This window comes from Flavobacterium sp. FlaQc-57 (assembly GCF_044007395.1).
Taxonomy (GTDB): Bacteria; Bacteroidota; Bacteroidia; order Flavobacteriales; family Flavobacteriaceae; genus Flavobacterium.
In genome coordinates, this window is sequence record NZ_JBIPDA010000005.1 from 1 (window position 1) to 26,848 (window position 26,848).

The window sequence follows — 26,848 nt, forward strand, 5'->3', positions numbered from 1 at the left end:
AGTTAGGATTTACCTTTGATATGAAGGGCAAAAATGCGCTGTATGCGGCAATGTTTTTTGAAAAAGGATATGGTTCAATAGTTGATCAAAATAAAAACGAATCTTATATAGGTTATAATCCAGGATCGGTTTTAGAACGAAAAGCAAATGGATTGTATAGCACAGATAAAAATGCTAAAATACAACCTATAGCTTTTGGTGTAACATTAGGATGGAATTTTAAATAAATAAGAAAAGGTGTCAAATAAATAAAGAGATTAAAATTTCTTTCCTATTTTGCCTCAAAGGTGTCCGTCTTACATTACCATTAGAACTGCAAAGGGATTATTTTTTTAAGGTATTTAAACAATTGGAAAATGAACTTCTTTGGAAATAATTCCTAAGAATTAAGTAATAAAAACCACTTGTTAATTTGTGAATGAAAAACAGGAATTCAGCACTTATTTTATGATTCAATTTATTATCTTTAGTATAAACGATATATTTATTTTTGAAAACAAAAAGCATCACTTCGTTGGTGATTTTTGTTTTACAGCTTTGTTAAAATTAAATGGATTTAAAATTATGCTATAATATCTTATTTTTCGAGGTCGATCATTAATTCCATTAAATATGCCACATGTTACTTTGATTGAATGTAATTGAAAGAAGAAATTCATCTTTGAGTTAAGTTTCATATTTAAACCTTAAATAGTAGGTGGGTAATAAATTTGTCAACTTTGGGGCCTAAAGCATCACTTCGGTGATGCTTTTTTAATGAATTAAAGTCTTCTAATCTATTGTTGGAATCAAGCGCAAAGCTTGGGTATATCCAAAAAGATTAGATAATCTGAATAAGAAGAAATCTACTTTACGCACTCCTCTAAATTGACTTCTAAACGCGGGTTATGGTACTCAAAAGAAAGCAAATCTTACAGGTGCTGTAGCTTAGATTAACGGAAAAGAATTGCAAAACCGTCCTGTAGTAAACGCTGCGCAAGCGCTTCAAGGGTTGGTAGCTGGTTTGAATATTACTACAGATGCTGGAGCTTTAGACAGTAAACTCAGTATTAATATTCGTGGAACTGGTACTATCGGCGATGGCTCAAATGCCAGTCCGCTAATTCTTATTGACGGAGCCGAAGGCGACCTTTATTTAAAGAAGCTAAAAAGCAAGGGAATGTATTAGTAGTAACTTTTGAAAAACAATCAATTGGATCTGGGCTACAAGCAGAACAGAATGGGTTAACAAACTTTGAAATTGCAGGTGCTGATAAAAATTATGTAGTGCAAATTTATCTATAAAAAACAGTACACTAATAGCAAGTAGTCCTGCAAGGTTTGGTTGATTTAATGGGCGGAAGTAAAGCATTTGTTACACAACTAGATAAAGTATTTTCGTCTCCTCCAATTTTTGCCACAAAAGATTTTAAAGGAGGCGTAATTCACGAAATGAGAGAAATGCAAATTGCCAACATGGGACAATATGCACATGGAAACCAGCCAATTCAGCACATGATTTATCTTTATAATTATGCCGGAGAACCTTGGAAAGCACAATATTGGGTAAGAGAAACGATGAACAGAATGTATCATGCAACGCCTGATGGATATTGCGGAGATGAAGATAACGGACAAACTTCTGCCTGGTATGTTTTCTCTTCTTTAGGATTTTATCCTGTTACACCGGCTTCTGATAAATATGTAATTGGTGCTCCATTGTTCAAAAAAGTAACAATTCAGCTTGAAAATGGAAAAACTATAACTATAAATTCACCAGCAAATAGTGATCAAAATCGATATATTAAAGACCTGAAAGTAAATGGAAAAGCATATACGAAAACTGGCTAAGTCATTCAGAATTAATGAAAGGCGCAACGCTGGATTTTGATATGTCAGAAAAACCAAATAGAAAAAGAGGAATTAACAAAGAAGATTTTCCGTACTCATTGTCAAATGAATAACAGAAGCTCTTACAATTTTAAAATATAAAAGAATGCAAAGAAGAAAATTTATCCAAAATACCGTTTTGTTTAGCAGTTTAGCACTTATTGATCCAATGGAAATAATTGCAGGTACAAAAGCAATCAAAGATTTCCCTATTGTGAGAGTTGCAAAAGACAAAAGAAATTTTCAAAGTGATTTTATTGAAAAAACCATCGCTGAGTTTCAAAAGAATGTAAAAGACAAAGAATTAGTATGGTTGTTTAATAACTGTTTTCCAAATACGCTTGATACTACAGTAACCTATTCACAAAAAAATGGACGACCAGATACGTATGTTATAACGGGAGATATTGACGCTATGTGGCTCAGAGACAGTTCTGCTCAAGTTTGGCCGTACATGGCTTTTGCTGCGAAAGATGTAAAATTTAAAAATCTTATTGCAGGTGTTATAAATAGACAGACTGAATATGTATTGAAAGATCCGTACGCGAATGCATTTTACAATGATCCAAATAAAAAAGGGGAGTGGACCACCGATCATACGGATATGAAACCGGGCGTTCACGAAAGAAAATATGAAATAGATTCGCTTTGCTACCCAATCAGATTAGCCTATAATTACTGGAAAAATACCGGAGATATTGCGCCATTTGATGAAAACTGGGTTAAAGCGATTAAAACAACGCTTAAGGTTTTTAGAGACCAACAGCAAAAAGACGGTAAGAATCCATATACATTTCAAAGAACTACTCAGTTTGCAACAGATACAAGACCACTTAAAGGATACGGTTATCCTGTAAAACCGGTTGGACTTGTTTGTTCTGCTTTTAGACCAAGTGATGATGCAACTGTTTTCTCTTTTCTAATTCCATCTAACTTTTTTCTGGTAGCAAGTATGAATCAGGCTGCCGAAATGCTGGAGATAATTAAAAAAGACAACGCAACGGCAAAAGAATTAAGAGATTTGGCAAATGAAGTAGCAAAAGCTATTAAAGAGTTTGCAGTGGTTAAACATCCTAAATATGGTGACATTTTTGCATTTGAAGTAGATGGTTTTGGAGGTCATTTGCTTATGGATGATTCTAATGTTCCAAGTTTACTGAGTTTACCTTATTTAGATGCCATTGATGTTAATGATCCAACCTATCAAAACACACGAAAGTTTATTCTTTCAGAAGATAATCCGTTTTTCTTTAAAGGAAAAGCAGCCGAAGGAGTAGGCGGACCACATTGCGGAATGGATATGATCTGGCCAATGTCGCTTGTTATGAGAGCTTACACGACATCTGACCCAAATGAAATAAAAGAGTGTATAAAAATGCTAAAAGCTTCGCACGGAGATACGGGTTTTATGCACGAGTCTTTCCATAAAGATGACGCTAAGAATTTTACAAGATCTTGGTTTGCATGGACTAACACTTTGTTTGGCGAATTGTTATGGGATACATATCAAAAGAATCCAAAATTGCTGGAGTTATAGGTTTTAACAATTTTTAATTTTTATAAAATGATAAAATTTAACAAGAATATCGTTCTTGCAGGCCTTTCTATGTCTTTTTTTGGCTTTAATGTGGCAGCACAGCAATCAGGCGGAGGTATTTCAAAAGGAAAATATACAGCATTGGTAAATCCGTTTATCGGGACAGCACCTTTATTGGATACCAAAATAATTGGGTACACGCCGCCAAAAGATATGCGCGTTTGGGCAGGATTGGTTTTTCCGGGTTCTTCTGTTCCAAACGCAATGGTTCAGTTAAGTCCCATGACAAAATACAGATCTGGAGCTGGTTATGAATATGAAGATACTGAGATTTTAGGTTTCACTCATACTAATAAAGGACATTGGAATTTATGTCATATTCCGCTTTTACCAGTTTCGGATGGTGCTTCTTTTCCGTATAAATCATCTTTCAGCCATGATCAGGAAAAAGCAAGTCCGGCATATTATGAAGTATATTTAAAAGATTATAATGTTGAGGTAAAACTTACTTCAACTTTGCGTTGTGGTGTTCACGAATATACTTTTAAAAATAACAAAGGAAGAAAAGTACTCTTTGACCTCGGAAAAGCTAATAATCGTGTAGACGACTGGCAAATTAAGCAGGAAGGTTCAAATACAGTGACTGGTTTTCAAAGAACAGGAAGTGAAAAAATATATTTTTATGCAACCTTAAGCAGTCCAATTGAAAAATTAGATACTAAAGATTTGGGCAAAAGCGGAGGATATACTTTAGTAAATATTAAAGATGGCGATACTAAACCAATTACGATTAAAATAGCATTATCATTTGTAAGTGTAGAAAATGCAGCAGAAAATTTAAAAGCTGAGGTAGGAGATAAAACCTTTACAAAAGTATTTGAAGAAGGAAGTACAAAGTGGGAAAACATGCTTTCTAAAATTCAGGTAAAAGGAGGAACTGAACAGCAAAATATTATGTTTTACAGTATGCTTTACAGATCTTTTTTATGGCCTGCTTTGCGAAGTGATGTAAACGGACGATTTACAGATGATGCAGGTAAAGTTCGAAAAGAGAATTATCATTATTACACACTTCCTTCATTGTGGGATGATTACAGAAATAAATTAGTTCTTTTAAGTGTTTTTTCTCCGGATGTTACTGCTGATATTATTAGCTCGATGATTAACGAAGGGGAGATTAAAGGCTTTATGCCAACATTCTTTCACGGCGATCACGCAGCATCATTTATTGCAGGTTCTTATATGCGCGGAATTAGAAATTATGATGTAAAAAAAGCATATCAGTTATTATTGAACAATGCTTATAAAGAAGGCGGAACAAGACCACACATTGCAGAATATATTGCTTTAGGATATGTACCGGAACAGGATATTAAAGATCCAAAAATTGAAACCAAAGCTAATGCCGGAGTAACCAAAACTTTAGAATATGCTTATGATGATCATGCACTTTCGTTATTAGCAAAGGAACTGAACGATACACAACATTATAATGATCTGGTTAAACGTTCTAAAAACTATGCAAATGTTTTTGACAAATCGACCAGTTTTATGAGAGGTAAATTGGCAGATAGCAAATGGGTAACACCTTTTAATCCGGAGTTTCCTTATTACGAATACATGTATAGAGAAGCAAATGCATGGCAGGTATCTTTTTATGCGCCACAGGATATGCCGGGATTAGTAAAGCTTTATGGCGGTAATAAACCTTTTGAAGCCAAACTGGATGAGTTATTTACAAAACCATGGAACCCTAATTATATTGCCTGGAATATTTCTGGTTTTATAGGACAATATTGCCACGGAAATCAGCCGGATCATGAAGCGGCGTTTTCTTATTATTTTGTAAACAAACCTGAGAAATCACAAAAAAGAATAGACGAAATACTAGATACCATGTACGGTATTGGGCCAGAAAAACTAGCTATGAGTGGTATGGATGATGCGGGCGAAATGTCGTCTTGGTATGTGTTTGGTGCTCTGGGACTTTACCCATTATCACCAGCCGATCCGGAATATATTGTAACGGTTCCTATTTTTAAAGAAGTAGCATGGACAACTCCCGAAGGAAAAAAGGTAACCATAAAAAATCCTAATGGAAAAAGAGCTTTAGAAACTATCAAAGTAAATGGTTCTAAAATTGACAGTTATTTTATTTCGCATGATTTGTTTACGAAGGGCGGAGAAATACAGCTTACTACTAAATAATAGATTAATTGAAAAAAATAACGTTTCATTTTTTGTGGGACGTTTTTAATGTAAAAAACAAAAAATGAAAAAGATTAAATTATTTACATGCCTGTTTTTGTTATGGGGAATAAGCAATTATGCTCAGAAGAAAAACTTTGAGGTAACGTCTCCAAACGGAGAATTAAAAGTATCGATTAATTTAGGGGATAAAATTTATTATTCGATTTTAGCTGGAAATTAAGAATTAACTTCAAAAAATCATTTGGGATTAATTCTTAAAAATGAAACTTTAGGCGTAAACCCAAAATTATCAGGAAACAAAACAGGAAAAGTAAATGAAGATATAAAACCTGCAATTCCGCTTAAGTTTTCGACAGTTGCCAATTCCTGTAATTATTGCTTTTGAATTTTAAAGGAAATTATTCAGTTGAATTTCGCGCTTTTGATGAAGGTATTGCTTACCGATTTATAACGGCAAAAAAAGAGGAAATTGAAGTAATCAATGAAGATTTCTCTGTTAATTTTCCAACGGATTATTTCCATGGCGTTATTTTGTTATCACTAAAAACGATAAAAAGCTTATTGAAAACACGATGACATTAAAGTTGGCTCCAAAAAGTGAACTTACCGATACTTCTTGGGTAAAACCGGGACAAGCGAGCTGGGAATGGTGGAACGGTGCGACTCCTTACGGATCTGATGTAAATTTTGTATCGGGTTACAATCTTAATACTTACAAATACTTTATTGATTTTGCTTCAAAATTCGGCATTAAATATATTATTATAAATGAAGGCTGGGCTAAAAGTACGGAAGATCCTTATTCACCTAATCCTAATGTTGATGTTTAGGAATTGATTCGCTACGGCAAAGAGAAAAAAGTGGGTATAGTTTTATGGCTGAGCTGGTTAACTGTAGAAAAAAACATGAAAATTTTTAAAACCTTTAAAGAGTGGGGAATAGCGGGAGTAAAAATTGACTTCATGGATCGCAGTGATCAGGTTATGGTTAATTATTATGAAAAGGTGGCTAAAGAAGCGGCTAAAAATCAGATATTTCTAGATTTTCATGGTGCATTTAAGCCGGCTGGTCTGGAATATAAATATCCAAATTTGATCTCTTATGAAGGTGTAAGAGGAATGGAACAAATGGGTGGATGTAAGCCTGATAATAGTGTCTATTTTCCTTTTATGCGAAATGCCGTAGGTCCTATGGATTATACGCCTGGAGCGATGATCAGCATGCAGCCGGAAGTTTACAGATCTGAGCGTCCAATTTCTGCAAGTATAGGAACATCAGCTTGCTTTGTTTGTTGTTTTTGAAAGTGGTTTGCAAATGCTTACCGATAATCCAACAAACTATTATCGTGAAAAAGAGTGTACAGAATTTATAACCTCAGTTCCTACAACCTGGGATGAAACTGTAGCATTAGAAGCTCAAACCGGCCAATATATCAACTATTACAATGAAAAAGATGGTGAAATCAGAAAAAAAACACTTTGGAGAAAATATAAAATTGAGCAACAACGAATTCAAAACTTAGAAAAAATTAAAAAGAGAAAAAAATCTAACATAGAAAATCTATAAAAAATGATCGTCTAATACGTTAGTTTTTTATTTGGGTGATTTGATCAATCCAAAAAATAGAGCTTAATTTTTAGTCCCACACTCACTGTAGTAGTGGGATGTTAAACGCAAGCAGCTAAAAAATCGCTAAGAATAATTATGGATAAAGAAATTAATCAATTTGAAAGAGCTGTATTAGGTTGGCAAATTCTCAAAAGAGTTTCAATATAAAAAACTTTCATAACATATAAAAAATTTGGAAATGAAATTGGGGTTCATCATCGTGCAGTTAGATTTGTTCTTGATAAAATCCAAGATTACTGTTTAAATAATCAGTTGCCTCCGATAACCATTTTAGTTGGAGACAAAAATGGAATTTCAGGGACAGGATTTACAGCTTGGGATGTCGATAATATTGAGGAAGGTTTTGAAAAAGTTTATAATTGCAATTGGAATAATTTGGAAAATTCTTGTAGTTATGCTATTACAGGAACAACAGAAGAGGAAATTGTAAATGAATTATTAAATGATCCTGAAAAATCTAAAGAAACTTACAGCAAAATTAAAGTCAGAGGAACTGCTCAGATAATTTTTAGACAAGCATTATTAAAAGCTTACGATTCTCGATGCGCTTTTTGTGATTTTAGTTTTAGTTTTAGTTTTGCTTTACAAGCTGCCCATATAATCCCTTGGTCGAAAGCTTCTATAAGCCAACGTCTAGATGTTAGAAACGGAATATTATCGTGTGCAAATCATCACTGCTTATTTGATAAAGGTTTACTCACAATTGATAATGATTATTTGATAAATTTCAAAAGTAATATAAAACATAAAGCTATTAGTAATTATGATAATCTACTATCTTACGCATTTCACAATAAAACAATAAAGCTTCCGAATGATGAAAAACATTGGCCAAACAAAGAATTTTTATTTGAAGATAGAAATGCCAACGCCTAACACATGTAACTGTTGCGCAACTCTCTTAAAAAGTAAAATTTCAAGATAAACATAAAAAACAACCTCATTTAAGCATATTTAAGCGAGGTTTATTTTTGTTTTTAAGTTGTAGTCTTTAAAAACTGAGATGCTTAAAAACATCTTTCTCAAGTCATAGATGGCAGTTTTTAGAAAAGTTGGCACTTTTGCGTGTAATTCATTTACTACTCCGGATTTTGTTTTTGTTTTTTTAGTAATAAATTTCAAGTATTTCTTGAGATTATAGCTTAACGCTGCCATCAAAACGTGTTTGTTGGCTTGCTTGATTCCTCGTGTGTTTACTCGTTTCATATTGGTGAAATTGACCAATGTTCCAATTACCGGTTCTACGGTTTTACTTCTTACTCGTACCATTTTCTTAGCATAATGTGGGTTTTGAGTGATTTTTAAGTGCATTCTATCGTAGTGTTCTTTATGAATGCTATTGTCTATCTTTTTTATACTTAGTACTCTTTCCACAGCATTCTTCTCGTAGTGGACAGTTTTTGCAATCGCTCTCACTACTTCGATAGCTGCGTTTGGTATAGCCTTTACTATCGGTTTTTTCTCCTTTAAAAACTAAAATGGCTTTGTTTGAACCTTCTTTGATACATTCATATTGGTGCAATTCTTTATTAAAAATAAAACCTTCGCGCTCGGGTTTGTACTGTCCGAAATTGGGAATATACGCATCTATGTTTTTTTTGTGCAAATAGGCTAATGCTTCTCCTAATTCAATGCCGTTTTCTTGTAAATTTCCCTCTGTTAGTTCAACGATTTTTTGGATACATTGACTATCGCGTTGGTCTGCAAAATCAGAACATGCACCTGTTATTACATGGTGTGCATCATCTACTGCGATTTGTCCAAAATAGTTTAACTGTCTTGCTTTGCCTGGTTTTACACTTACTCGGGCATCAGTATCTGTAGGCGAATAATGGGTGTGATTCGATACAAATCTCGGACGTATTGAATTACCGTGTTCGTCTACTTTATCGATGTTGAAGTTGGGATTGGGCTGGTCTTTATAAGCTTCTTTTTTCCATTGGTGGTCTTGATCAACTAGTTTCTTTATGGTGCTTGTCGTTTTAAATTCGATATTTTCTTCCAATTCATCTACAAAAGCGCTAGCATCATCCAATACTTCTTTCTCTACCAAACTATCCATAGAGGCATTGACTTTGATAAAAACACTATCCACTGCCTGACGTTTGCCTCGAATCATGCCTTTGGAAACACACAGTTTTAAAACGGCTTTAAACAAACTCAAAAATACTTCTTCACCATACAACTGTCGGGTTCTGCTAATGGTGCTGTGCCATGGCAAAGCCTCATCAATGTCATACCGAATCAACAAACGAACATCTAAACAATTCGAGCAATATTCGATAAGTTTTCTATCTGAATTTATGTTGTTTAAATAACCAACTAAACAGATTTTGAAAAAGACAACAGGATCAATACTCTCTTGTCCTTCGTCTCCATAATAATCTGCAGTAGCTTTATAGAGAAATCGAAAATCAATAGATTGGTCTAATAATCTGTAAAAATTATGCGCTGGAATCAAGTCTGTTAAGTGTACTTGATAGAGCATTTTTGGCGTAAATTCTTTTCTTCCTTGCATGTTTAAATTTACATAAAAGCACGCTTTTTAATGTTTCCTTTTTGTTATATTTGAGTAGTTGTGCAACAAGCACACATGTTTTTCCTTATTTGAGCTTTAGTGGAATTAGCATTTTAATTCTTATTTTCGTTTGGCCGAAAATAGTCTGTTTCAAAATTCCCAAACACGGCAAAGGGCGAGAACGTTATTTGAGATTATAAAGAACCAACGTGCTAAAAAGAAACGTTGGAATATTAAATGTAAAAAAAAAACAAATAGTTACGATGGAAAATAATATTGGCGTTGGTGTTATTGTAGGATTGGTAACTACATCCTCTTTCTATGTATGGAATTCAAAAAGTTTTACGAAAGTTCAAAAAACTTTTCTACTTATATTCCTTGTTTTTCCGCCATTACAGTGGGTTTCAATATTATTAGTTTTGGCTTACAATAAATTCCAAGTAGAAAATAGTATTGAGACCAAATCAATCAAGAAAGTCTCCCAGAACAAAAACAAGCTTGAACTTGCAAAAGAGAGTCTACAAGATTTAAAAAATAGCGGTATAATTGACACCAATGAATACAACGAAAAAGTAGAAAAAATTGAAGACCAAATCTATAACTACAATCTATTAAATACAAATGAATATAAACAACTAAAGTATTTATATGATTCTGACATTTTAACTAAAGAAGAATTTGAAAGCAAAATAGAAATTCTGAAAAGCAAAAAGTCAGACGAAAACATTATTATAATTAATAAGGATTATAGAATAATTGACGGATATTCAGAAGGTTTAGCATTGGTTATAGATGATAACTTAGATTATGGTTACATAAACACTGATGGAAAAGTTGTAATTGACTTTATTTTTGAGCACGCAGAAAATTTTCTTAATGGTAGAGCAAAAGTCAGGATAAATGGGCAATTTAAAAGCATAGATCATAATGGAAATACAATGTGTTAATAGTCTCAATAAAGAATAAATAACCTTACACTACGGCTAAAGCGGATTTGGGAAATAGGCTTAATGGAAAGTTGGTTTTGTATTTGGGATTATTTAGCAAATCCGAAGAATGGGCTTAATTTAGTCCCAAACCCGGTAGTACCAGAACGTCAGGCTGTAAAAAAACCTCCTTTTCTAATTAAAACCGCTAAATTTCAGGGTATTACAATTCAAATAGAGCCTTATACTGAATCTTTTTTTTTAGGCTGCCCATTTCTCGGGATAAAAATCAGTTGCTGTAATTAGCTTTAAATAAGTAGTTTTGATCAAAAACAAGACTTTTGCCTTGTAGGGTGAGTTCCATTTTTGGAGTTTTGCAATAAAAAAACTATAGAAGAATTTTGGAATCAAAAAAATGACATGAAAAATGTAGCTTAACTTTTAATATACTTTTAGTTTGCATATTCATAGTTCATAATTGAACTAGTCGCAGTGCGATATATAAAACTAATTACAAAATGATATTAATATTCGTATCTCTGTAAAACGATTTAAAGCTTGTTCTATGAAATATTATGAATTTGAGCGTAAGCTAAAAAAGGCTGCATGAGTTTGGTAAAGAGTTAAATCAGGTAGCGTTAATTTTATCCCAAGTATTGCATCTATAGTGTCATTTATTACTTTTTTTACTTTCTTTTTAAACGAAAGAATATCTTTGCTGATAGTATTTTTCATCTCTTGAATCAGAAAAAAATATTCGCGTTTGTTTTGGATTAAAAGTAGCTGTCTCAAAACTGGGGCAGCTATTTTTTTAAGCTTGTTTTTTTCTAAGCATTTTTGGAATCAAGCGCAAAGCTTGGGTATTATCCAAAAAGATTAGATAATCTGAATAAGAAGAAATCTACTTTACGCACTCCTCTAAATTGACTTCTAAACGCTTTTACTTTAGCATTGAAAGATTCTGCAGAAGCATTAGTACTTCTATTATCAAAATAGTTTAAGATTGACTGGTAATTAACCGTTATAGTATTTAAACGAGATAGCTCATTTAATTATGCTTAAATATTGTATCAATGATTACACTTGTTACTTTATTTCTATATGTGTCAAAAGAATAATTTTAAAGAACTTTATACTTTTTTTATTTAGTAATAACATTTTACTTTTGTTTTTTTTGTAAAAAGCATCACAACTTTGTGGTGCTTTTTTTATCAAAAGGTATTTTTTTAGTATAATTTTTAAAACTCTAGAAATAAATTTAAGCCAATGGGTTTGTATAAAAAAAACTCATACTGATTTGGTTAGTTTTGTATATTCAGTCTTTTTGAAGAGTTTGAAGAAAAATTAATCTTTAATGCAACGAATTGAGAATCCCCATGAACGAGGAGTGCTGTCATTTTGTATTTCAGAATTGTTAAAATAGTAACGAATTGGGTCACGACCACAACAATTTATGGTGCTGGTCCAGTAACTGCCAAAGTTACCTTGATCATAAACGGTGGCATTATCACCTGTACGTGTACCAGCCTTGACTAGTTTTAGAATTGAATTCCATGCTGTTTGAGCATTTGTTATATTTAATTGAACTACTTCTTCTTGAAATTCAACAAAGGTAGGTACTCTAAAGCCAGTAGGACATGGATTATTTGTCCCCGAAATTCCTTGCCATAATGCATCATTTTTAGAACTGCGCCAGTCATCTATGGAAATAATGAATGAATTATTTACGCCGGCTTCTGGATATTTTATAGATGAAAAAGAGTAATATGCGCTTGCATTTATAGCATCTGTATGTTTGATACTTGCATGATCATCATTACCCCTTCCCCATTGGTATAGACAGCCATAAGCGAAATAATCAGAAGAGGAGGTAGCTATACGTGATGCTCCTAAATTCTTGGTCATCCAAAATTTTTTAGTAATAGGTGACTGAACAACTTCTCCTTGCCCAGAAGTAGAAGTAGGATTGTAAAGAGCATCGTAACATCTTCCATTTGATCCTGAAACATCTCCTTTATTTATTGCGCCTGTGGGAAGTGATCCTATTCCCGGAACCAGCCAGTTATTTCCTTCTATCGAATTATTTGGAGTTCCAGTAATCTTAAAAAGTATGGTTTTCGTACCTATGCTTGTGAAAGTGCCCGCAGGTACAGTAGCGACATCTAATCCTGTAGTCGCTCCACTTTTGCTAGGAATAAATGCGGCATAGCTTCCTGTTTGCGTTACATCAAATGTCACGGTGAAATAACTGTCAACATTTTTATCTATAGTTAAATTTGTCGGGCCTGCTATAGATTTTATCGTTGCTATTGCAGAACCACCTGTTACAGGATTGGGAGGAGGTGAGAAGGAAACAGATTTACTATAAATAGTAGTATTAGCTTCAACAACATAAAATCTTAGGTATTGAGTGGTACCTAAGTTGTTTACTTTGTAATTGTTAACTTCTAAATTTAACTTTGGATTATCAATAAAAGTTTCTGAATTTAGATAACTGTTGAGGGTATCCAATGAGGATTGTGTGGATAAAATTACTTTTTGGTTTGTAGGAGGGTCTTTTTGATCTGTGTAGTATCCATATTCAGTTATGGTTTTTGCAGGAGTTCCAGCATTAATATTTAGAGTTGTTTTGAATTTAGGATCAAAAGTTTGGCTGTCTGAGACCTCAGGGGTATTAAATACAGAAGGATAGCAATTAAATATTATTGTATTACCATAGCTTATGCCAAGTTTGTTCAAAGAATATGTTCTATAATAATATGGATATGGTTCTAATGAATTTACATTTATAGAAATTATACCTTCCTCATTAGTAATCGGGTCTATTGTCTTTAGTTTGTTGTTCGGATAAGAAGTATTGCCTGTTAAATTGTCTAGTTCAGGAAGTGTTGAAAAATCTCCGTTGATTATTTTTCGATATACAATTCCAGTTTCAATTGGGGAGTCCCCAATTATTTCTTTAAGAATTCCATTTATGGTAGCTGAGGTATTAGTTTTTTTTATTGGTTTGTTACTCTCTGTTTTTTTGCCTGTAGTTAAAATAGAAGTTGTTCTTATTTTAAGAGATGCCCATGCAGAGCCCATATAGATGCAGAGCTGTCCTGAGGCAGGTTCTGTTGATACATTACAGTCAGTGCACCATATTTGTAACCCAGTTGAAGGAGATTTTATTGCGTTACGTTGATTTCGAGTCATTCTAGGCAACAAGAACCCTTTTGTTGTACTTTCAACATCTAGAGCAGTGCTTAAAGTTATCGTGTAAGGACTTTTTCCTAGTTTTAATGTCTCCTGTGCAGTAGCAATAGATATTGAAGCCCCTATTATAACTAAAATTGTTAAGACTTTTATTTTTTTATACATTTTTTTTAATGAGTTATGAAATAAAAAATTATCGTTAGCCATAAATTCTACTGTTTTTAATGTTTAATTTTTATTCGATGTATAACAAGAATAATTAATTTCGTGTTTTTTAAAATAAGGATAAGCTTAATTTTTAATGCATCTTATCGACCATCCCCAAGATCGAGCAGGTGCACCTACGTATTTATTTTGTGTATCATAGTAATGACGATAAGCCCCACTTTCATAAACTGTGCTGGTCCAGTAGCTTCCAAAATTTCCTTGGTCATAAACAGTAGCGTTATCCCATGTTCTAGTTCCTCCAAGTACAAATTTATGTTTGGAATTATATGCAGAATTTGAATCAGTAACATTGTAAAGTGTAATTTCGTTTTGAAATTCTTTAGATGTAGGAACTCTATATCCTGTTGGACATGGATTATTCGTTCCTGAACTGTTTTGCCACAGATTATCGTTTTTTGGAGTACGCCAGTCAACTGACGAGACTATAAAATTACTATGTTTAGGGGTGTCTTCATTAGATTGAGTTGATGTAAAACCATTATAAGCGGTTGCATTATAAGCGTCTGTATGTTTGATACTTGCATGATCATCATTTCCTCTTCCCCACTGATACAAGCAGCCATAAGCATAATAATCCGCAGCTGAAATAGCAGCTCGTGATGCTCCTAAATTTCTATCCATCCATGTTTTTCCCGAAATCGAAACAATGTCTACAATTTTTGTTTCATGCAGATCATCACAGATAGCATCTCCTGTTTTAGGCTGGCCTAATTTTATTGGGCCGGTGTCAAAACTTAACGATAATCTTGACACAATAAAACTGTTACCTTCTAGAGAACTTGTAGGATTTCCTGTTAAGGGAAAAGTTAATGTATTAGTACCGATTGTGGTCCATTTGCCTGCAATTATATCAGATAGTATTAGACCTTTTGTAGCTCCAGAGGTTGAAATTACATAAAAAGCACTATAGCTTCCTGTTTTAGTTACCTTAAAAGTAGCTGTAAAATACTGTGTTACTTCATCTCCTATGGTTATTACACCTGGACTTTTGATAATACTTACCAATGTTGCTATAGCAGCACCTCCAGTTACAGCATTAGCAGTTGGTTTAAAACTAATATCAGCACTATAAATTGTTTGACCGTTAGCTACAACATAAAACCTGAAATACTGCTGATCTGTTGACGCAGTATTAAAATTAGGAACCGTCAAAGTAACTGTTGGATTAGCAGTAAAGTTTTCAACATTTAATTTTGTGTCTAAATCAGTCAAAAGTGCTGGTGTAGATAAAACTACTTTATTAGTTGTAGGACTTGCAGTTGTACCAGAATAGTAACCGTATTCCGTCACTGCTCCTGACAATGTCCCAGCATTAACATTTAAAATACCATTAAAAGTTGGCTCTAAAGCAGTGTCACTAGAAACACTGAGTCCGCTAAAACTTGGATCAGCAATATTGAATACAATAGGATTACCATAACCAATACCTAAATAACTTTTTGCATATGTTCTGAAATAGTAAGGAGTCTTGCCGATTGAAGATATTTTAATAGATATGGTTCCTCCTTCCTTTGTAACAGGGGACGTACTTGCTAATTTATAATTGGGGGTAGTTGCTATACCATTTACTTCTTCTAGAATAGGTAAAGTTGCAAAATCATTATTAGTTATTGGTCTATACACAATCCCTGTTTCTATTGGAATAGCGCCGTTTATCTCAAGTAAAATTCCTGTTATAGTTGCACTTGTACTACTGTTGCGTACTGGTTTATTTATTTCATCAGATCTTTTTCCTGTTTTTACAATTGGAAAAATGTTTGTTTCAAAAGGTGCCCATCCAGATCCTATGTATATGTAAAGCTGACCCGAAGAAGGTTGAGTGGATCCATTACAGTCCGTACACCAAATTTGTAGACCTGATGGCGGAGATGCTATTGCATTTCGCTGGGCCTTAGTCATACGTGGAGGAAGAAAACCTTTTGTGTTGCTCTCAATATCTAATACAGCGTTTGTATTTATTGTATAGGGATTACTACCTATTTTGAGCACTTCCTGTGCTGACAATTTGAATCCTACTCCGGCAGAATAAATAAATAATATAGCATTTAATAATTGTTTGTACATTTTTTTTTTGAAGTTTTGTATTCTTAAAATTTACAGGATTTTTACTTTAAAAATGATGATTTAAAGATAAAATGTTGTTGTAAATTAGTTATATTTTTATTTTTGTTTATTTTTTTTTAATAACTGGTTTGTTTAGGCTGTGGGAGGGGTGTTTTTCTGATATAAGTGGTTTTGTTTAGTCATTTAAAGGTCGTTTCAAAAGACGTCTTTACTATTTAGTACTTTTTAGGTATTATATGTTTTTTCAATGTTTTTTATTACCGCTTTTTAAATAGTTTTCAGCTGTAAATTTTAAAAAGAAATCTTTTATTATTTTTTGGTCTGTTGCTAAATTATCTTTTTGTTTAAGTGATATTTTGTTTTTAAATCCTCTCATATTTTTAATCTAAGAAATTAGTCTTATTTTTAATTTAATGATGTATGGCAAAGGCATAAAATAATAGGTTATTGTTCTTCAGAAATATTTAACGAGGTTTTATTAGTTAATGATATCCATATTGATATTGAAGTGCTGTTTTGGATACTGCTTAATATTTTTATTATAGAATTTGAAGTATAAAAATATTCATTGTTTGATTTTTTTATAGACTTTAAAACAAAAAATATCTTTCCAAAATCTTCTATATTATATAAAAGATAACATTTTTATTTACGAGTTTAATAGGTGATTTAATATTGAACGGAGTTTTTTTTCAAGATTAATATAGGGAATTTGGTTTTTGTCTAAATAACTTTGCAAATTGATGTTCGCCATTCATTAGGTCAAGTTTGAAATTGAATTATAAAGTTTTCCTTAGCTGCTGATTTATAGCTAAGTTGTATGAATCAGGATGTAAATTTGTTACAAAATGTTGTTTGTTTTTACTTAAGCACAAAGATTTCAAATGATTTATTGAATATTTTGTATTAAATAATGAAGATGTTTTAATTTTTTGTTTTTTGGTGCGTTATTATGAGATAAAAAGACTAGTAAATTATGATATTTGGTGTTTATCGTAATGGATTTGTAGTAAAGTTGTTTTATAAGGCTAGCGTAATAGATTTCTAGAATGACCATTTTTTTAGAGGTTTGTAGTTTACTATATTAATTAAAATATTAAGATTTTTATCTTTGAATTTTTGCTTCATGGAGGGTGTAAAATTGTTCATTTATATAATTGTAAAGTAAAGCTTCTTTCGTATTATTTTTAATTCACTTGTTGTTGTTGTTGTTGTTGTTGTTGTTGTTGTTGTTGTTGTTGTTGTTGTTGTTGTTGTTGTTGTTGTTGTTGTTGTTGTTGTTGTTGTTGTTGTTGTTGTTGTTGTTGTTGTTGTTGTTGTTGTGTTTTTATTTATTCCGTAAAGAGAAGTATTCAAGAAAAGTTCAATATCGTAAGAAAAATATTTCACATGGGGTAATATTTCTTTTTTTACTGATAAATGTTTTGAAAATCGTGTTTCAAAAATCAGATTAATTATTTCTGTTATCCACCAATTTTTTTCAACTGTTTTTAAAGTGATTCCTTTTCCCTTTTTTTAAGTTCAAGCTTGTTTTTATTTTGTAATTGATTCAAGTTTTTCATAGATGATTCGTAGATTTTGATATTTTTTTAGAGTGAGTATTCTTTAAGTTTGTCGATTATTTTTTGTGATTACTCAAAGTTATATTTATAAAAAATCTTGATTTAATTCTTCTCTTTTTTTTAGTATATGATCTTGATAATTATTTTTAATAACAGATGTTCAGGGTAAATTGTATTAATAAGTAATTGTTTTTGATCCTTTACTGTTTTGTAGGTGTACTTTATTGGTAATTTGGTAATATTTTGAGTTATTGTGTTTGTTTATCTAAAATTTTAGCGTTTAATGAGGCTTAGATTCAGGTTTAAAACTTTTTAATTTTTCGTAAATAGTAATATGAAAAAAATATACTTTTTAATATTGATGAAAAGTTTCTGAATAGATAGACTTTTAATCTTTTGTCAAACAAACCTCTGTACTTAAAAGTGCAGGGTAATTTAGTTTTTTTAAGCTTCTTTTCGTGAGTTAGTCCTTAATTTCAAAGATATTTGAATAATTATATTTGAATAATTATATTTGAATTATGCTAGTTTCTGCTTTAGATTGATTCTTTTGTTAGTCAAATAAGGAATCTTATCTGTGTTAATCTTTCTCAATATTTTTTATAATATCGTTTTTTACTTACTATTTTATTTCCGAATTCAGATTTGTGAAGTAATAACTAGTTGTTGCTAAATCAATTCTTAAAAGAGCAGTTCTGTTTTTACGTTCTCTGCTTTTAATGCAAAAGTTTCTAGTAAGTAACATTGTTTAGCAGTTTTCTTTGATGGGATTAATCACGAGCTTTAATGTTTTCTGCTTTGTAAAGAGTTTTCCGTATTATGATTGTAGACTTTATGGTTCTAATTTAGCGGCTCATGCTAAAGTTTTTATATTTTGATTTTGATTTTTTTTTTACATTTTAAAGTTTATTGTTATTGTTGAGGATAATTGTTTTTATGGATTCTTTATATGTTTTGCAAAGTAGGTTTTCCGTTTGTTAAAGGAAATTAATCACTTATTCATCTTGTTAGTAAAAACATCTAATTCTTTCCTAGCTTTGTTCTATGATTTGTGGTAAGAGGTTGAGCAATTAATTTTAGTACTTTTTTTTTGTTCTAGGCAATTATTTTTTTTTTTTGTGGTATTAAAGAAATGTGATTGCCTCCTCTTTATATTTATTAGACATTTTTGATTCTGTTTTAAAAAAGTAGCAGTTGTAAAACTTAGGGTTTAAGTTAAAAAATAGATGATGTGAATAGAAAAAATCTAGATTATGACATAAATACTTTTGTTTTAATTATTGAAAGATTTCTATGAAGTGTTTATGCTTCTTATTGTAAATAGTTTAAAATAGTTTTGGTAGCTAATAGTTGTGATATTTAGAAGAGTATTAAAGTTTTTAAACTATTAGGCCTTAGTTGTTTATTGTGAAATCTATTTGTTTTCTTATTGAAGTATGTTTAATATTTTAATTGTAAATGCTGCTCGAAGGTACTGACTAGGACTTCATAATTTTTGAGATTTGGGTTTTACTCGAAGAGTCTAATGTTATTTTATTGTTAAGTTCTGCCCTGTTTTTATATTGAGGGATTATTCAGGTGTATGATTTTGAATAATAGTTTTTTGTTGAATCTTAAAATGATGTAAAATATTCTCTTATTTTGCTTTTGGTATCAATTAGTTCTCAATATCTATCGTTTTGTATTTCATGTTTTTGATCGTCACCAATAATGTCAATATTAATTTTTGTATATAAAACCTATAGGTTAGTTGGGAGGTTTTGTTAAGAGATTTATTCAGAGATCAATTTCATCGATTTTGCAAATCCAATGTTGTACTCTTAGTGAGAGTTTTTTTTGTAATCTTTCTTGTTACTATGTTCTGTGACCTGATCGATTTTGGCTCTGGTAATAATGTCAGTAAAGACTCTTTTCTTTTTTTGATTTTCTTTGTTAAATATTAAATTTGTTCGGATATATAATCCTTTGGTGTGTATTTTCGTGTGGGGTTAATGTAAAGAATGATTTTTTGATTTTTTTGTATTGCCTTAGGAGTTTCTTTTTGTTAACTTAAAAAAGCGTTCAGTTTTATTGTAGTCTTTAATGCTGCTGTTATTTGTTAATTTCTAAAAAAAATCAAACTCTTGAGTAATGCGTTTTGTCTTGATTACTAAAGCACAGTCCGTTTTATTATTTTCTCCATTTGTTCTATTGGCTTAGTGATGTCTTTTTTATATCTCGACCTACAAGCTTACTCCTTAAAAAGAAATCCTGAATAGTAATTTTATCGAGAAAAACCTTCTAGAATTATTTTAAATGAATTGAACTCCTCCGAAGGCTATTTTTAAAATGCAGATGCAACACTTTCTTTGTGTTAGTTGTAAAAATACTTCAAAGTGATTAACTAAAAAATTCTAGAAGCATAAATTTTAAAAGTTCAATGGGGGTTATGTCTAATTCTTTGATATCAATTTTGATTTTATTATAATATTTTTGTTTAGGTCTTGAAATTACTCTTTTTTTTGACTTTGAATTTCTTATTTGCTGACAATTTTACAGAGTTCGCCTTTAAACAAATCAACTTCATTAATGTTGGAATGAATTCTCATATTTTGAGTGTAAATAATCTATTGATGTGTGTATTTGTTTAAAGTTCAGGTTTATATGTTTTTATGTGTTTTTTCTACTGCTGTTTGTGTTTCGTTGTTGTTAACCTCGCTGAAAAAGCATTTGGAGTATGGATGACTAAAGTGCAGTTATCTTTTTTTTAGTTGCAAATTCAATAGGTGTGCGATGTTTTTTGTTGGCTAATACGTAGTTTCTTTTAATAATTTTGTTTAGAGGTTTTATTAGTTCATCAACGTATTTTGATAAGTAAATAGGTAAACTTGCCTTTTTAGCGGAAATCAGGGATACTGTTTTTAACTAAAAAAAACTTTAAATGCTAATTCTGCGGAAGTAAAGTTGCTTTAATAGTTTATTTTGTAAAAAAATAAAGTTACATATTTTCTTCTTGATTTTTTGAAGGAAGTCAACTTAAAGATCTCAATTTAAAAAATCGGGTAAGATTTTTTTGAGTAGTTCTATAATACGATTTCAATGCGTATTGGTTTTCTATAAATATCTGATTTTTTTGTTTCCCTTAAATTTTATTCTTGATCTGTGATATGCTTGTATGTAATACCATTGTTTTTTAAGGGCTCTAAACTTTTGGCTAATGTGTTTCTATGATTGCTTAAGTCTAAACTTATTAAGTAATTTCTCCATTAATTTTATTGGTTTAATGACTCTTTTTTGAAATGTAATTGCGAAAGCTGAATCCTTAAAGGAATTCCAGGATAGTAATCTTTTCGAAGAAAATGCTAAGGAAATAGTTCGGAAGAATTCAGCTTTTCAAGAGTTTTTTCAATGTAGATATAGTTTTCTTCTTGCGTCAGTGGTAGAAATTATTTCAAAATGTTTAATTGAAAATTGTAAAAGATCAATGTTAGAATTTAAATAGGAGTTATGTGGAATTATTAAATCGCAAGTTTCTGATTTTAGGTTGATATTTCTTTCTGTGCTTTTAGATGGGGTCTTTTTTACAAAACGATTGTTCTGTAGATGCACCACTTATTTATTAAGGCTTTTTTTTAATCTAAAAAACAATTCACTTTGCTTAAAAGTATGAGTATTAAATTTATAAATTAAATTATGAAGAAAGTTTTATTTTTCATCACGTTGTTTTCGGTTTTGACTAGCTATGCCCAAGTGGGTATTGGAACGAGTAGTCCAGATGCGTCAGCTCAATTGGATGTTGTTTCAACTAATAAAGGAATTTTGATCCCTAGAGTAAAGCTAACTGGGAGTTTAGATGTTGTTTCTGTATCAAATCCTAAAGAAAGTTTACTTGTGTATAATACGTCGACTACGAATGATGTAACTCCTGGTTTTTATTATTGGAATTCTTTGAAATGGGTTTCATTATCTTCCGGGACTTTTTCAGGTAATGTAAGTATTGCCAATGGAGGTACCGGTGCTACAACTGCTTCGGGAGCTTTGTCTAATTTGGGGGCTCAAAAAATATCTAACATGACAGATGTTTTAGGTAGTACTTCTACTCATTATCCTTCAGAGTCTGCTGTGAAGTTGTATGTTGATAATGAGTCTGTAAGGGCTATTAGTTCTGAGGGACTTCTTAGGGCTGACATTGACTTGAAGGCGACAAAAAGTGATTTAGGGAGTGAGGTTTTAAGATCTATTACTGCAGAAAATTTATTGCAGACGGGTATTAATTTACGTGCAGAGACAGCTACTCTTAATAATGAAATTATTAGAGCGACAAATTCAGAGGCCGCTCTTCAGTCTAATATAGACTTAAAAGCTTCAAAAGCAGATCTAATTGGCGAAAGTGCCAGAGCTACTACTGCAGAAAATTTATTGCAGACGGGGATTAATTCACGAGCAGCTATAACTACTCTTAATAATGAAATTGTAAGAGCGACAAATTCAGAGACAGCTCTTCAGTCTAATATAGACTTAAAAGCTTCACAAGCAGATTTAATTGCTGAAAATTCTAGAGCTACTACTGCAGAAAATTTATTGCAGACCGGTATTAATTCGCGAGCAGATATAGCTACTCTTAATAATGAAATTGTAAGAGCGACAAATTCAGAGGCTGTTCTTCAGTCTAATATAGGCTTAAAAGCTTCACAAGCAGATTTAATTACTGAAAGTTCTAGAGCTACTGCTGCAGAAGCTGTTCTTCAGTCTAATATAGACTTAAAAGCTTCACAAGCAGATTTAATTGCTGAAAATTCTAGAGCTACTACTGCAGAAAATTTATTGCAGACGGGTATAAATTCACGAGCAGACATAGTTACTCTCAATAATGAAATTACAAGAGCGACTAATTCAGAAGCTATTCTTCAGTCTAATATTAGCTTAAAAGCTTCACAGGCAGATTTAAATATTGAAAATGTTAGAGCTGTAACTGCCGAGGGAGTTTTGCAGGCGGATATTAATACTAGAGAAAAGGTTAGTAATAAGAGTACTGTTATTGATGTTCAGACTGATGATGTTCTCTATCCTAGTGTAAAAGCGGTTAAGACTTACGTTGATTCAAAGTCTGATTTTTATACTGCTGATGGTAGTTTGAGTAATGTAAGAACTGTAAATCAGAATGGGAATGATTTAACTTTTTCTACTGGCGCAGGTAAATTGGTTGTTGATGGTGCTTTTAAACATAAAGGTATCGTTTTATATGATTTTATAAGAGTTCCTTCTACTTCTTATACTGTTCCTTCGAATATTAATACAATTGTTTATGAGGGTGGAAATAATGCAATCTTTACTATGCCTGCTGCATCATCAAGTGCTGGAATGGAAATAAAAATTTATAACGTAACAGGTTATGATGTTTATTTTTCTCCTGGAACTCTTTCTCTTGCAACTGGTACCGCGAGTATAGTAGCTGGAACTGCGGGAATTATGTTTTGTGACGGTACTATTTGGTATTTGCTTAGAGGAGGGTTGTAAAAAAAAAGGGGAGTGTAAAAAAAAAAGTTATGAAAATTAAATATATTATATTTCTTTATTGTTGTTTAATGGTTGTTCAAAATAGTTTTGGACAATTGAAAATAAATACAAATATCGCTACTTCTTCGATATCGTCAAATACTGCTTTTCTAGATGCTTCTAGTTCTTTATCATGGAATAATACTTCTAATATTGGGAAAGGTTTAATTTTTCCAAAGGTAGATTTGATTCAATTAAGTTCTATGGTTCAGAGTGGTGCAACATCTTCTACAAATAATCCAAATCGTTTTGATGGGTTATTAGTTTATAATACAGTAACAGGGACATCTGCAATTGGTGCGATTCAGGTAAAACCGGGTTTTTATTATTACAGTAATAAATCGGCGACTAATAATGGAGGAACTTGGATCGCAGTAGGTTCCAATGACCAGGTTGTACTTCCTAGTTTGAAAATTGCACAGTCTAATTATAGTGTGCTAGATACGGATTCTAGCGTACTATGTAATGCTAAAAATGGTGGATTTACTGTTACATTGCCTGCGGCTAGTGCAGCAAATTCTGGGAAAACTATTGTTATTCGTAAAATAGATGATACTTATAATGTCATTACTTTCTCTCCTTTTCTGAAATTAGATGGAGTCGATGTAGGGTCTTTGAATTACTCTAGAACATTAAGAGTGCAGAGCGATGGGACTAACTGGGTCGTTATTGATTAAGGCAATTTGATTGATGAGTGCTTGATATAAACGAGAAAAAACTAAGAACAAAATACAAATATTATGAAAAACAGAATTACAAAATTAGCAGGAGTTTTATTATTATCTGCAGGAAGTGTTACTATTGCTTCAGCACAGGTGTCTCAAAAAATCGGATCAAATCCATTTAACATTTCTTCTAGTGCAGCACTTGAAATCGAGAGTAGTACGAGAGGATTTTTGCCTCCTCGTATGACAGATGTGGAGCGTAATGCTATTGTTACACCAGCAACAGGTTTGATTATCTATAATACAGTAAGTAATCTATTAGAAATTAACATTGGTACTTCATTAGTGCCAAATTGGAAGTCGGCAACTGTTATCAATCCTTCTATTTTAACACAGACTGCAGATTATACAGCTTTAGAAACTGACTACACTGTATTGTGCGATGCCACTACAGCTTCCTTTACTGTAACGCTTCCGGCTGCTTCTGCTGCTACAGGAAGGGTTTATGTAATCAGTAAAATAGATAATACTGAGAATTTGTTAACATTTTCTCCTGCATTGAATCTTACAAAAGATATAACAGTTACAAGTTTAAATTATTCTAGATCTTTCAGAGTTCAAAGTGATGGGACTGTTTGGAATATCATTGACTAATTTAAGAGGTAACTTCTTAATTGGCAATTTGCAACAAAATAAAATTTTAAACTTAAATAAATTTAATATAATTAGTTATGAAAAACAGAATTACAAAATTAGCAGGAGTTTTATTATTATCTGCAGGAAGTGTTACTATTGCTTCGGCACAAGTGTCTCAAAAAATCGGATCAAATCCATTTAATATTTCTTCTAGTGCAGCACTTGAAATCGAGAGTATTACTAAAGGATTTTTGCCACCTCGTATGACAGATGTTGAACGTGACGCTATTGTTACGCCAGCAACAGGTTTGATTGTCTATAATACGGTTAGTAATCTATTAGAAATTAACATTGGTACTCCATTAGTGCCAAATTGGAAGTCGGCAACTGTTATCAATCCTTCTATTTTAACACAGACGGCAGATTACACAGCTTTAGAGACTGATTATACTGTATTGTGTGATGCCACTGCAGCTGGTTTTACTTTAACGCTTCCTGCTGCTTCTGCTGCTACAGGAAGGGTTTATGTAATAAGTAAAGTAGATGGTAGTGAGAATTTGTTAACATTTTCTCCTGCATTGAATCTTACAAAAGATATTACGGTGACAAATTTAAATTATTCTAGATCTTTCAGAGTTCAAAGTGATGGGACTGTTTGGAATATTATTGACTAATTTGTTATTATAGTAGGACTTGAGAGTTTGCATAATGAATATTTATTTTTGTGATCTCTCAAGTCTTTTTTATTTGCTTAATTAAAGCAAATACTCATCACAGTGCCATAATTTCAAATTCATAATTTATGTATTATAAAATAATTAAAATAGTTTTCTGTTGTCTTATATTTACTGGTAGTATAGAAGCCCAAGTGATACAAAAAGCAGGAGATAGCCCTTTCGCAGTGAATCGAAGTGCCGTATTTGAATTAGAAAGTAAAACTAAAGGTTTTCTTCCTCCTAGAATGACTTCAATTCAACGTGATGCTATTGTTTCTCCTGCTAGTGGTCTGACAATATTCAATGTTACTTCTAATGCGTTAGAAGTAAATGAGGGTAGTGAGTTATCTCCTATTTGGAGCTCGGTGAGAATGTATCTTCCTTTGGCTGGAGGTGTAATGACTGGTGATATCAAAGGAGTTACTTTAACATTAAATAATGATGCTGGTTCAAACAGTACTATTCTTGGCTCGGGGAGTACTACTGGAGCTATAATTCTTGGTGGTACAGGAAGTCAGTCTATAAGTATTGGAGCAGATGCTGGTTTGAAAACGCTAATTTTAGGAAGTCTTACTGGTACCAGTTCTACTGATATTCAGTCTGGTAGTGGAGGTCTTAAATTGAATCCTGCTGCCAATGGGGTAGTTTTAATAGGTAATAGTAGTGGAACTGGGAGTATCACTTTAGGATCTTCAACTAATTCACAAATAGTAAATATAGGAGCGGGTACAGGAAGTTCTACGGTTAATTTAGCGACTGCATCAGGTACAAATTTAGTTAATATTGGAGGAAGTTTAGGTGCTAGTGCGACTTCTATTCATTCTGGATCTGGAGGTTTAGTACTGGATCCGGGAAGTTTAGGAGGTGTAGTAATTGGTAATGTATCGGGTGAAGGAACTATAAGCCTAGGATCAAGCACTGGTTCGCAGATTATTAATTTAGGTACTGGTACAGGAGCTTCTACGGTTAATATTGCTACGGGTTCAACTGTAGCTAATTCAATTACTCTTGGAGGTACAAAGTCATTAGTTTCTGTTGGTGAAGCTCCCTTGGAAAGTTCTGCTGCTTTTTCTGTTAATTCTACAAAAAAAGGAGTTTTACCTCCACGGATGACCACTACGGAGCGAGATGCGATTGTTAGTCCGGCAGAAGGATTAATTGTTTACAACAAAAGTACAAAGCTTTTAGAGGTAAACACTGGCACACCAGCTGTACCTATCTGGAGCGCGGCTAATTCTTCTATATCTTATCCAGGAATAAGTAACAGACTTACTGCTGATTACACTGTGACTAAAGATGATTCTACTATATTGTTTAATGCTAGTGCTGGCGACTTAACTGTAACTTTACCTGCGGCTTCAACTTTGAAAGGTAAAATCTTTTGTGTGAGAAAGGACGAAGGATCTTCTAATCTTCTTACTATCTCTCCAGCTTTGATGCTTTCAGGAAGTTTAACTACTGTAGCTTTGAATTATGCTAGAACAATTAAGGTTCAAAGTAATGGAAGTTATTGGGTTGTTATAAACTAGTATTTACTTTTTTAGATTTGCTAAATAT

General features: G+C 32.2%; 22 protein-coding genes and 2 pseudogenes. 16 read left to right on the forward strand and 8 right to left on the reverse strand.

Annotated elements, in window-relative coordinates; genetic code table 11:
* From ACHRVZ_RS15465 to ACHRVZ_RS15510, 10 genes and pseudogenes are all read left to right on the forward strand, one after another.
* Positions 1–227, forward strand: a 227-nt coding sequence (locus ACHRVZ_RS15465; RefSeq protein ID WP_395423594.1) for a hypothetical protein, incomplete at its 5' end; no start/stop codon positions are given.
* Between the two features lie 704 nt (positions 228–931).
* Entirely contained in the window at positions 932–1,168 is a 237-nt protein-coding gene (locus tag ACHRVZ_RS15470) for a TonB-dependent receptor plug domain-containing protein (protein ID WP_395424145.1), read from the forward strand.
* Between the two features lie 143 nt (positions 1,169–1,311).
* A pseudogene (locus ACHRVZ_RS15475) lies at positions 1,312–1,943 on the forward strand (GH92 family glycosyl hydrolase); the annotation flags it as partial.
* A 32-nt stretch (positions 1,944–1,975) separates the two neighbouring features.
* On the forward strand, positions 1,976–3,406 hold the full coding sequence (locus ACHRVZ_RS15480; RefSeq protein WP_395423596.1) for a glycoside hydrolase family 125 protein: 1,431 nt from the start codon (positions 1,976–1,978) through the stop codon (positions 3,404–3,406).
* Positions 3,407–3,433: 27 nt separating this feature from the next.
* Positions 3,434–5,614, forward strand: a complete 2,181-nt coding sequence (locus tag ACHRVZ_RS15485) for a GH92 family glycosyl hydrolase (RefSeq protein WP_395423598.1) — start codon at positions 3,434–3,436, stop codon at positions 5,612–5,614.
* 64 nt (positions 5,615–5,678) lie between these two features.
* Entirely contained in the window at positions 5,679–5,837 is a 159-nt protein-coding gene (locus ACHRVZ_RS15490; protein ID WP_395423600.1) for a hypothetical protein, read from the forward strand.
* 21 nt (positions 5,838–5,858) lie between these two features.
* On the forward strand, positions 5,859–6,002 hold the full coding sequence (locus tag ACHRVZ_RS15495) for a hypothetical protein (protein ID WP_395423603.1): 144 nt from the start codon (positions 5,859–5,861) through the stop codon (positions 6,000–6,002).
* Positions 5,999–6,193, forward strand: coding sequence for a glycoside hydrolase family 97 N-terminal domain-containing protein (locus ACHRVZ_RS15500; RefSeq protein WP_395423605.1), 195 nt, complete (start codon positions 5,999–6,001; stop codon positions 6,191–6,193). The genes ACHRVZ_RS15495 and ACHRVZ_RS15500 overlap by 4 nt, the downstream gene beginning before the upstream one ends.
* Positions 6,190–7,183, forward strand: a pseudogene (locus ACHRVZ_RS15505) (glycoside hydrolase family 97 catalytic domain-containing protein). The gene ACHRVZ_RS15500 and the pseudogene ACHRVZ_RS15505 overlap by 4 nt, the downstream one beginning before the upstream one ends.
* 315 nt (positions 7,184–7,498) lie before the next feature.
* Positions 7,499–8,122: an HNH endonuclease gene (locus ACHRVZ_RS15510; RefSeq protein ID WP_395423608.1), complete on the forward strand. Its 624-nt coding sequence runs from the start codon at positions 7,499–7,501 to the stop codon at positions 8,120–8,122.
* A gap of 78 nt (positions 8,123–8,200) precedes the next feature.
* Here ACHRVZ_RS15510 and ACHRVZ_RS15515 read toward each other — a convergent pair whose 3' ends face one another.
* The gene (locus ACHRVZ_RS15515) at positions 8,201–8,557 is read right to left on the reverse strand and encodes a transposase (RefSeq protein ID WP_395423610.1); all 357 of its coding nucleotides are present in this window, start codon (positions 8,555–8,557) and stop codon (positions 8,201–8,203) included.
* Between the two features lie 25 nt (positions 8,558–8,582).
* On the reverse strand, positions 8,583–9,734 hold the full coding sequence (locus ACHRVZ_RS15520) for a transposase (protein WP_395423611.1): 1,152 nt from the start codon (positions 9,732–9,734) through the stop codon (positions 8,583–8,585).
* A 293-nt stretch (positions 9,735–10,027) separates the two neighbouring features.
* Here ACHRVZ_RS15520 and ACHRVZ_RS15525 point away from each other — a divergent pair, with 293 nt between their 5' ends.
* On the forward strand, positions 10,028–10,711 hold the full coding sequence (locus ACHRVZ_RS15525) for a WG repeat-containing protein (RefSeq protein WP_395423612.1): 684 nt from the start codon (positions 10,028–10,030) through the stop codon (positions 10,709–10,711).
* Between the two features lie 552 nt (positions 10,712–11,263).
* Here ACHRVZ_RS15525 and ACHRVZ_RS15530 read toward each other — a convergent pair.
* The 6 genes from ACHRVZ_RS15530 to ACHRVZ_RS15555 form a co-directional block, all read right to left on the reverse strand.
* Positions 11,264–11,425, reverse strand: coding sequence for a hypothetical protein (locus tag ACHRVZ_RS15530; RefSeq protein ID WP_395423615.1), 162 nt, complete (start codon positions 11,423–11,425; stop codon positions 11,264–11,266).
* Between the two features lie 128 nt (positions 11,426–11,553).
* Positions 11,554–11,715, reverse strand: coding sequence for a transposase (locus ACHRVZ_RS15535; protein WP_395424146.1), 162 nt, complete (start codon positions 11,713–11,715; stop codon positions 11,554–11,556).
* 319 nt (positions 11,716–12,034) lie between these two features.
* Entirely contained in the window at positions 12,035–14,092 is a 2,058-nt protein-coding gene (locus ACHRVZ_RS15540; protein WP_395423618.1) for a hypothetical protein, read from the reverse strand.
* An 84-nt stretch (positions 14,093–14,176) separates the two neighbouring features.
* Positions 14,177–16,177, reverse strand: coding sequence for a hypothetical protein (locus tag ACHRVZ_RS15545; RefSeq protein ID WP_395423620.1), 2,001 nt, complete (start codon positions 16,175–16,177; stop codon positions 14,177–14,179).
* A 244-nt stretch (positions 16,178–16,421) separates the two neighbouring features.
* Entirely contained in the window at positions 16,422–16,553 is a 132-nt protein-coding gene (locus tag ACHRVZ_RS15550; RefSeq protein ID WP_395423622.1) for a hypothetical protein, read from the reverse strand.
* A gap of 773 nt (positions 16,554–17,326) precedes the next feature.
* Entirely contained in the window at positions 17,327–17,566 is a 240-nt protein-coding gene (locus ACHRVZ_RS15555) for a hypothetical protein (RefSeq protein WP_395423624.1), read from the reverse strand.
* Between the two features lie 3,845 nt (positions 17,567–21,411).
* Between ACHRVZ_RS15555 and ACHRVZ_RS15560 the strand changes: the two genes are divergently transcribed.
* From ACHRVZ_RS15560 to ACHRVZ_RS15580, 5 genes are all read left to right on the forward strand, one after another.
* The gene (locus ACHRVZ_RS15560) at positions 21,412–23,235 is read left to right on the forward strand and encodes a hypothetical protein (protein ID WP_395423626.1); all 1,824 of its coding nucleotides are present in this window, start codon (positions 21,412–21,414) and stop codon (positions 23,233–23,235) included.
* Positions 23,236–23,264: 29 nt separating this feature from the next.
* Complete coding sequence (locus ACHRVZ_RS15565; RefSeq protein ID WP_395423627.1) at positions 23,265–23,951, forward strand: hypothetical protein; 687 nt, start codon at positions 23,265–23,267, stop codon at positions 23,949–23,951.
* A 63-nt stretch (positions 23,952–24,014) separates the two neighbouring features.
* A complete protein-coding gene (locus tag ACHRVZ_RS15570) occupies positions 24,015–24,593 on the forward strand; it encodes a hypothetical protein (protein ID WP_395423630.1) in 579 nt (192 codons plus the stop codon).
* 77 nt (positions 24,594–24,670) lie between these two features.
* Positions 24,671–25,249 carry a hypothetical protein gene (locus ACHRVZ_RS15575; protein ID WP_395423631.1) on the forward strand — a complete coding sequence of 193 codons (579 nt, stop codon included), beginning with the start codon at positions 24,671–24,673 and terminating at the stop codon, positions 25,247–25,249.
* A gap of 128 nt (positions 25,250–25,377) precedes the next feature.
* Complete coding sequence (locus tag ACHRVZ_RS15580; RefSeq protein ID WP_395423633.1) at positions 25,378–26,820, forward strand: hypothetical protein; 1,443 nt, start codon at positions 25,378–25,380, stop codon at positions 26,818–26,820.
* The last annotated feature ends 28 nt before the right edge of the window (positions 26,821–26,848 follow it).

Excerpts from the sequence above, each read along its gene's own strand:
- ACHRVZ_RS15480 (WP_395423596.1), top strand. The coding sequence starts at position 1,976 with ATGCAAAGAAGAAAATTTATCCAAAATACCGTTTTGTTTAGCAGTTTA.
- ACHRVZ_RS15485 (WP_395423598.1), top strand. The coding sequence starts at position 3,434 with ATGATAAAATTTAACAAGAATATCGTTCTTGCAGGCCTTTCTATGTCT.
- ACHRVZ_RS15490 (WP_395423600.1), top strand. The coding sequence starts at position 5,679 with ATGAAAAAGATTAAATTATTTACATGCCTGTTTTTGTTATGGGGAATA.
- ACHRVZ_RS15515 (WP_395423610.1), bottom strand. The coding sequence starts at position 8,557 with ATGCACTTAAAAATCACTCAAAACCCACATTATGCTAAGAAAATGGTA.
- ACHRVZ_RS15520 (WP_395423611.1), bottom strand. The coding sequence starts at position 9,734 with ATGCTCTATCAAGTACACTTAACAGACTTGATTCCAGCGCATAATTTT.
- ACHRVZ_RS15525 (WP_395423612.1), top strand. The coding sequence starts at position 10,028 with ATGGAAAATAATATTGGCGTTGGTGTTATTGTAGGATTGGTAACTACA.
- ACHRVZ_RS15530 (WP_395423615.1), bottom strand. The coding sequence starts at position 11,425 with ATGAAAAATACTATCAGCAAAGATATTCTTTCGTTTAAAAAGAAAGTA.
- ACHRVZ_RS15540 (WP_395423618.1), bottom strand. The coding sequence starts at position 14,092 with ATGGCTAACGATAATTTTTTATTTCATAACTCATTAAAAAAAATGTAT.
- ACHRVZ_RS15545 (WP_395423620.1), bottom strand. The coding sequence starts at position 16,177 with ATGTACAAACAATTATTAAATGCTATATTATTTATTTATTCTGCCGGA.
- ACHRVZ_RS15550 (WP_395423622.1), bottom strand. The coding sequence starts at position 16,553 with ATGAGAGGATTTAAAAACAAAATATCACTTAAACAAAAAGATAATTTA.
- ACHRVZ_RS15560 (WP_395423626.1), top strand. The coding sequence starts at position 21,412 with ATGAAGAAAGTTTTATTTTTCATCACGTTGTTTTCGGTTTTGACTAGC.
- ACHRVZ_RS15565 (WP_395423627.1), top strand. The coding sequence starts at position 23,265 with ATGAAAATTAAATATATTATATTTCTTTATTGTTGTTTAATGGTTGTT.
- ACHRVZ_RS15570 (WP_395423630.1), top strand. The coding sequence starts at position 24,015 with ATGAAAAACAGAATTACAAAATTAGCAGGAGTTTTATTATTATCTGCA.
- ACHRVZ_RS15575 (WP_395423631.1), top strand. The coding sequence starts at position 24,671 with ATGAAAAACAGAATTACAAAATTAGCAGGAGTTTTATTATTATCTGCA.
- ACHRVZ_RS15580 (WP_395423633.1), top strand. The coding sequence starts at position 25,378 with ATGTATTATAAAATAATTAAAATAGTTTTCTGTTGTCTTATATTTACT.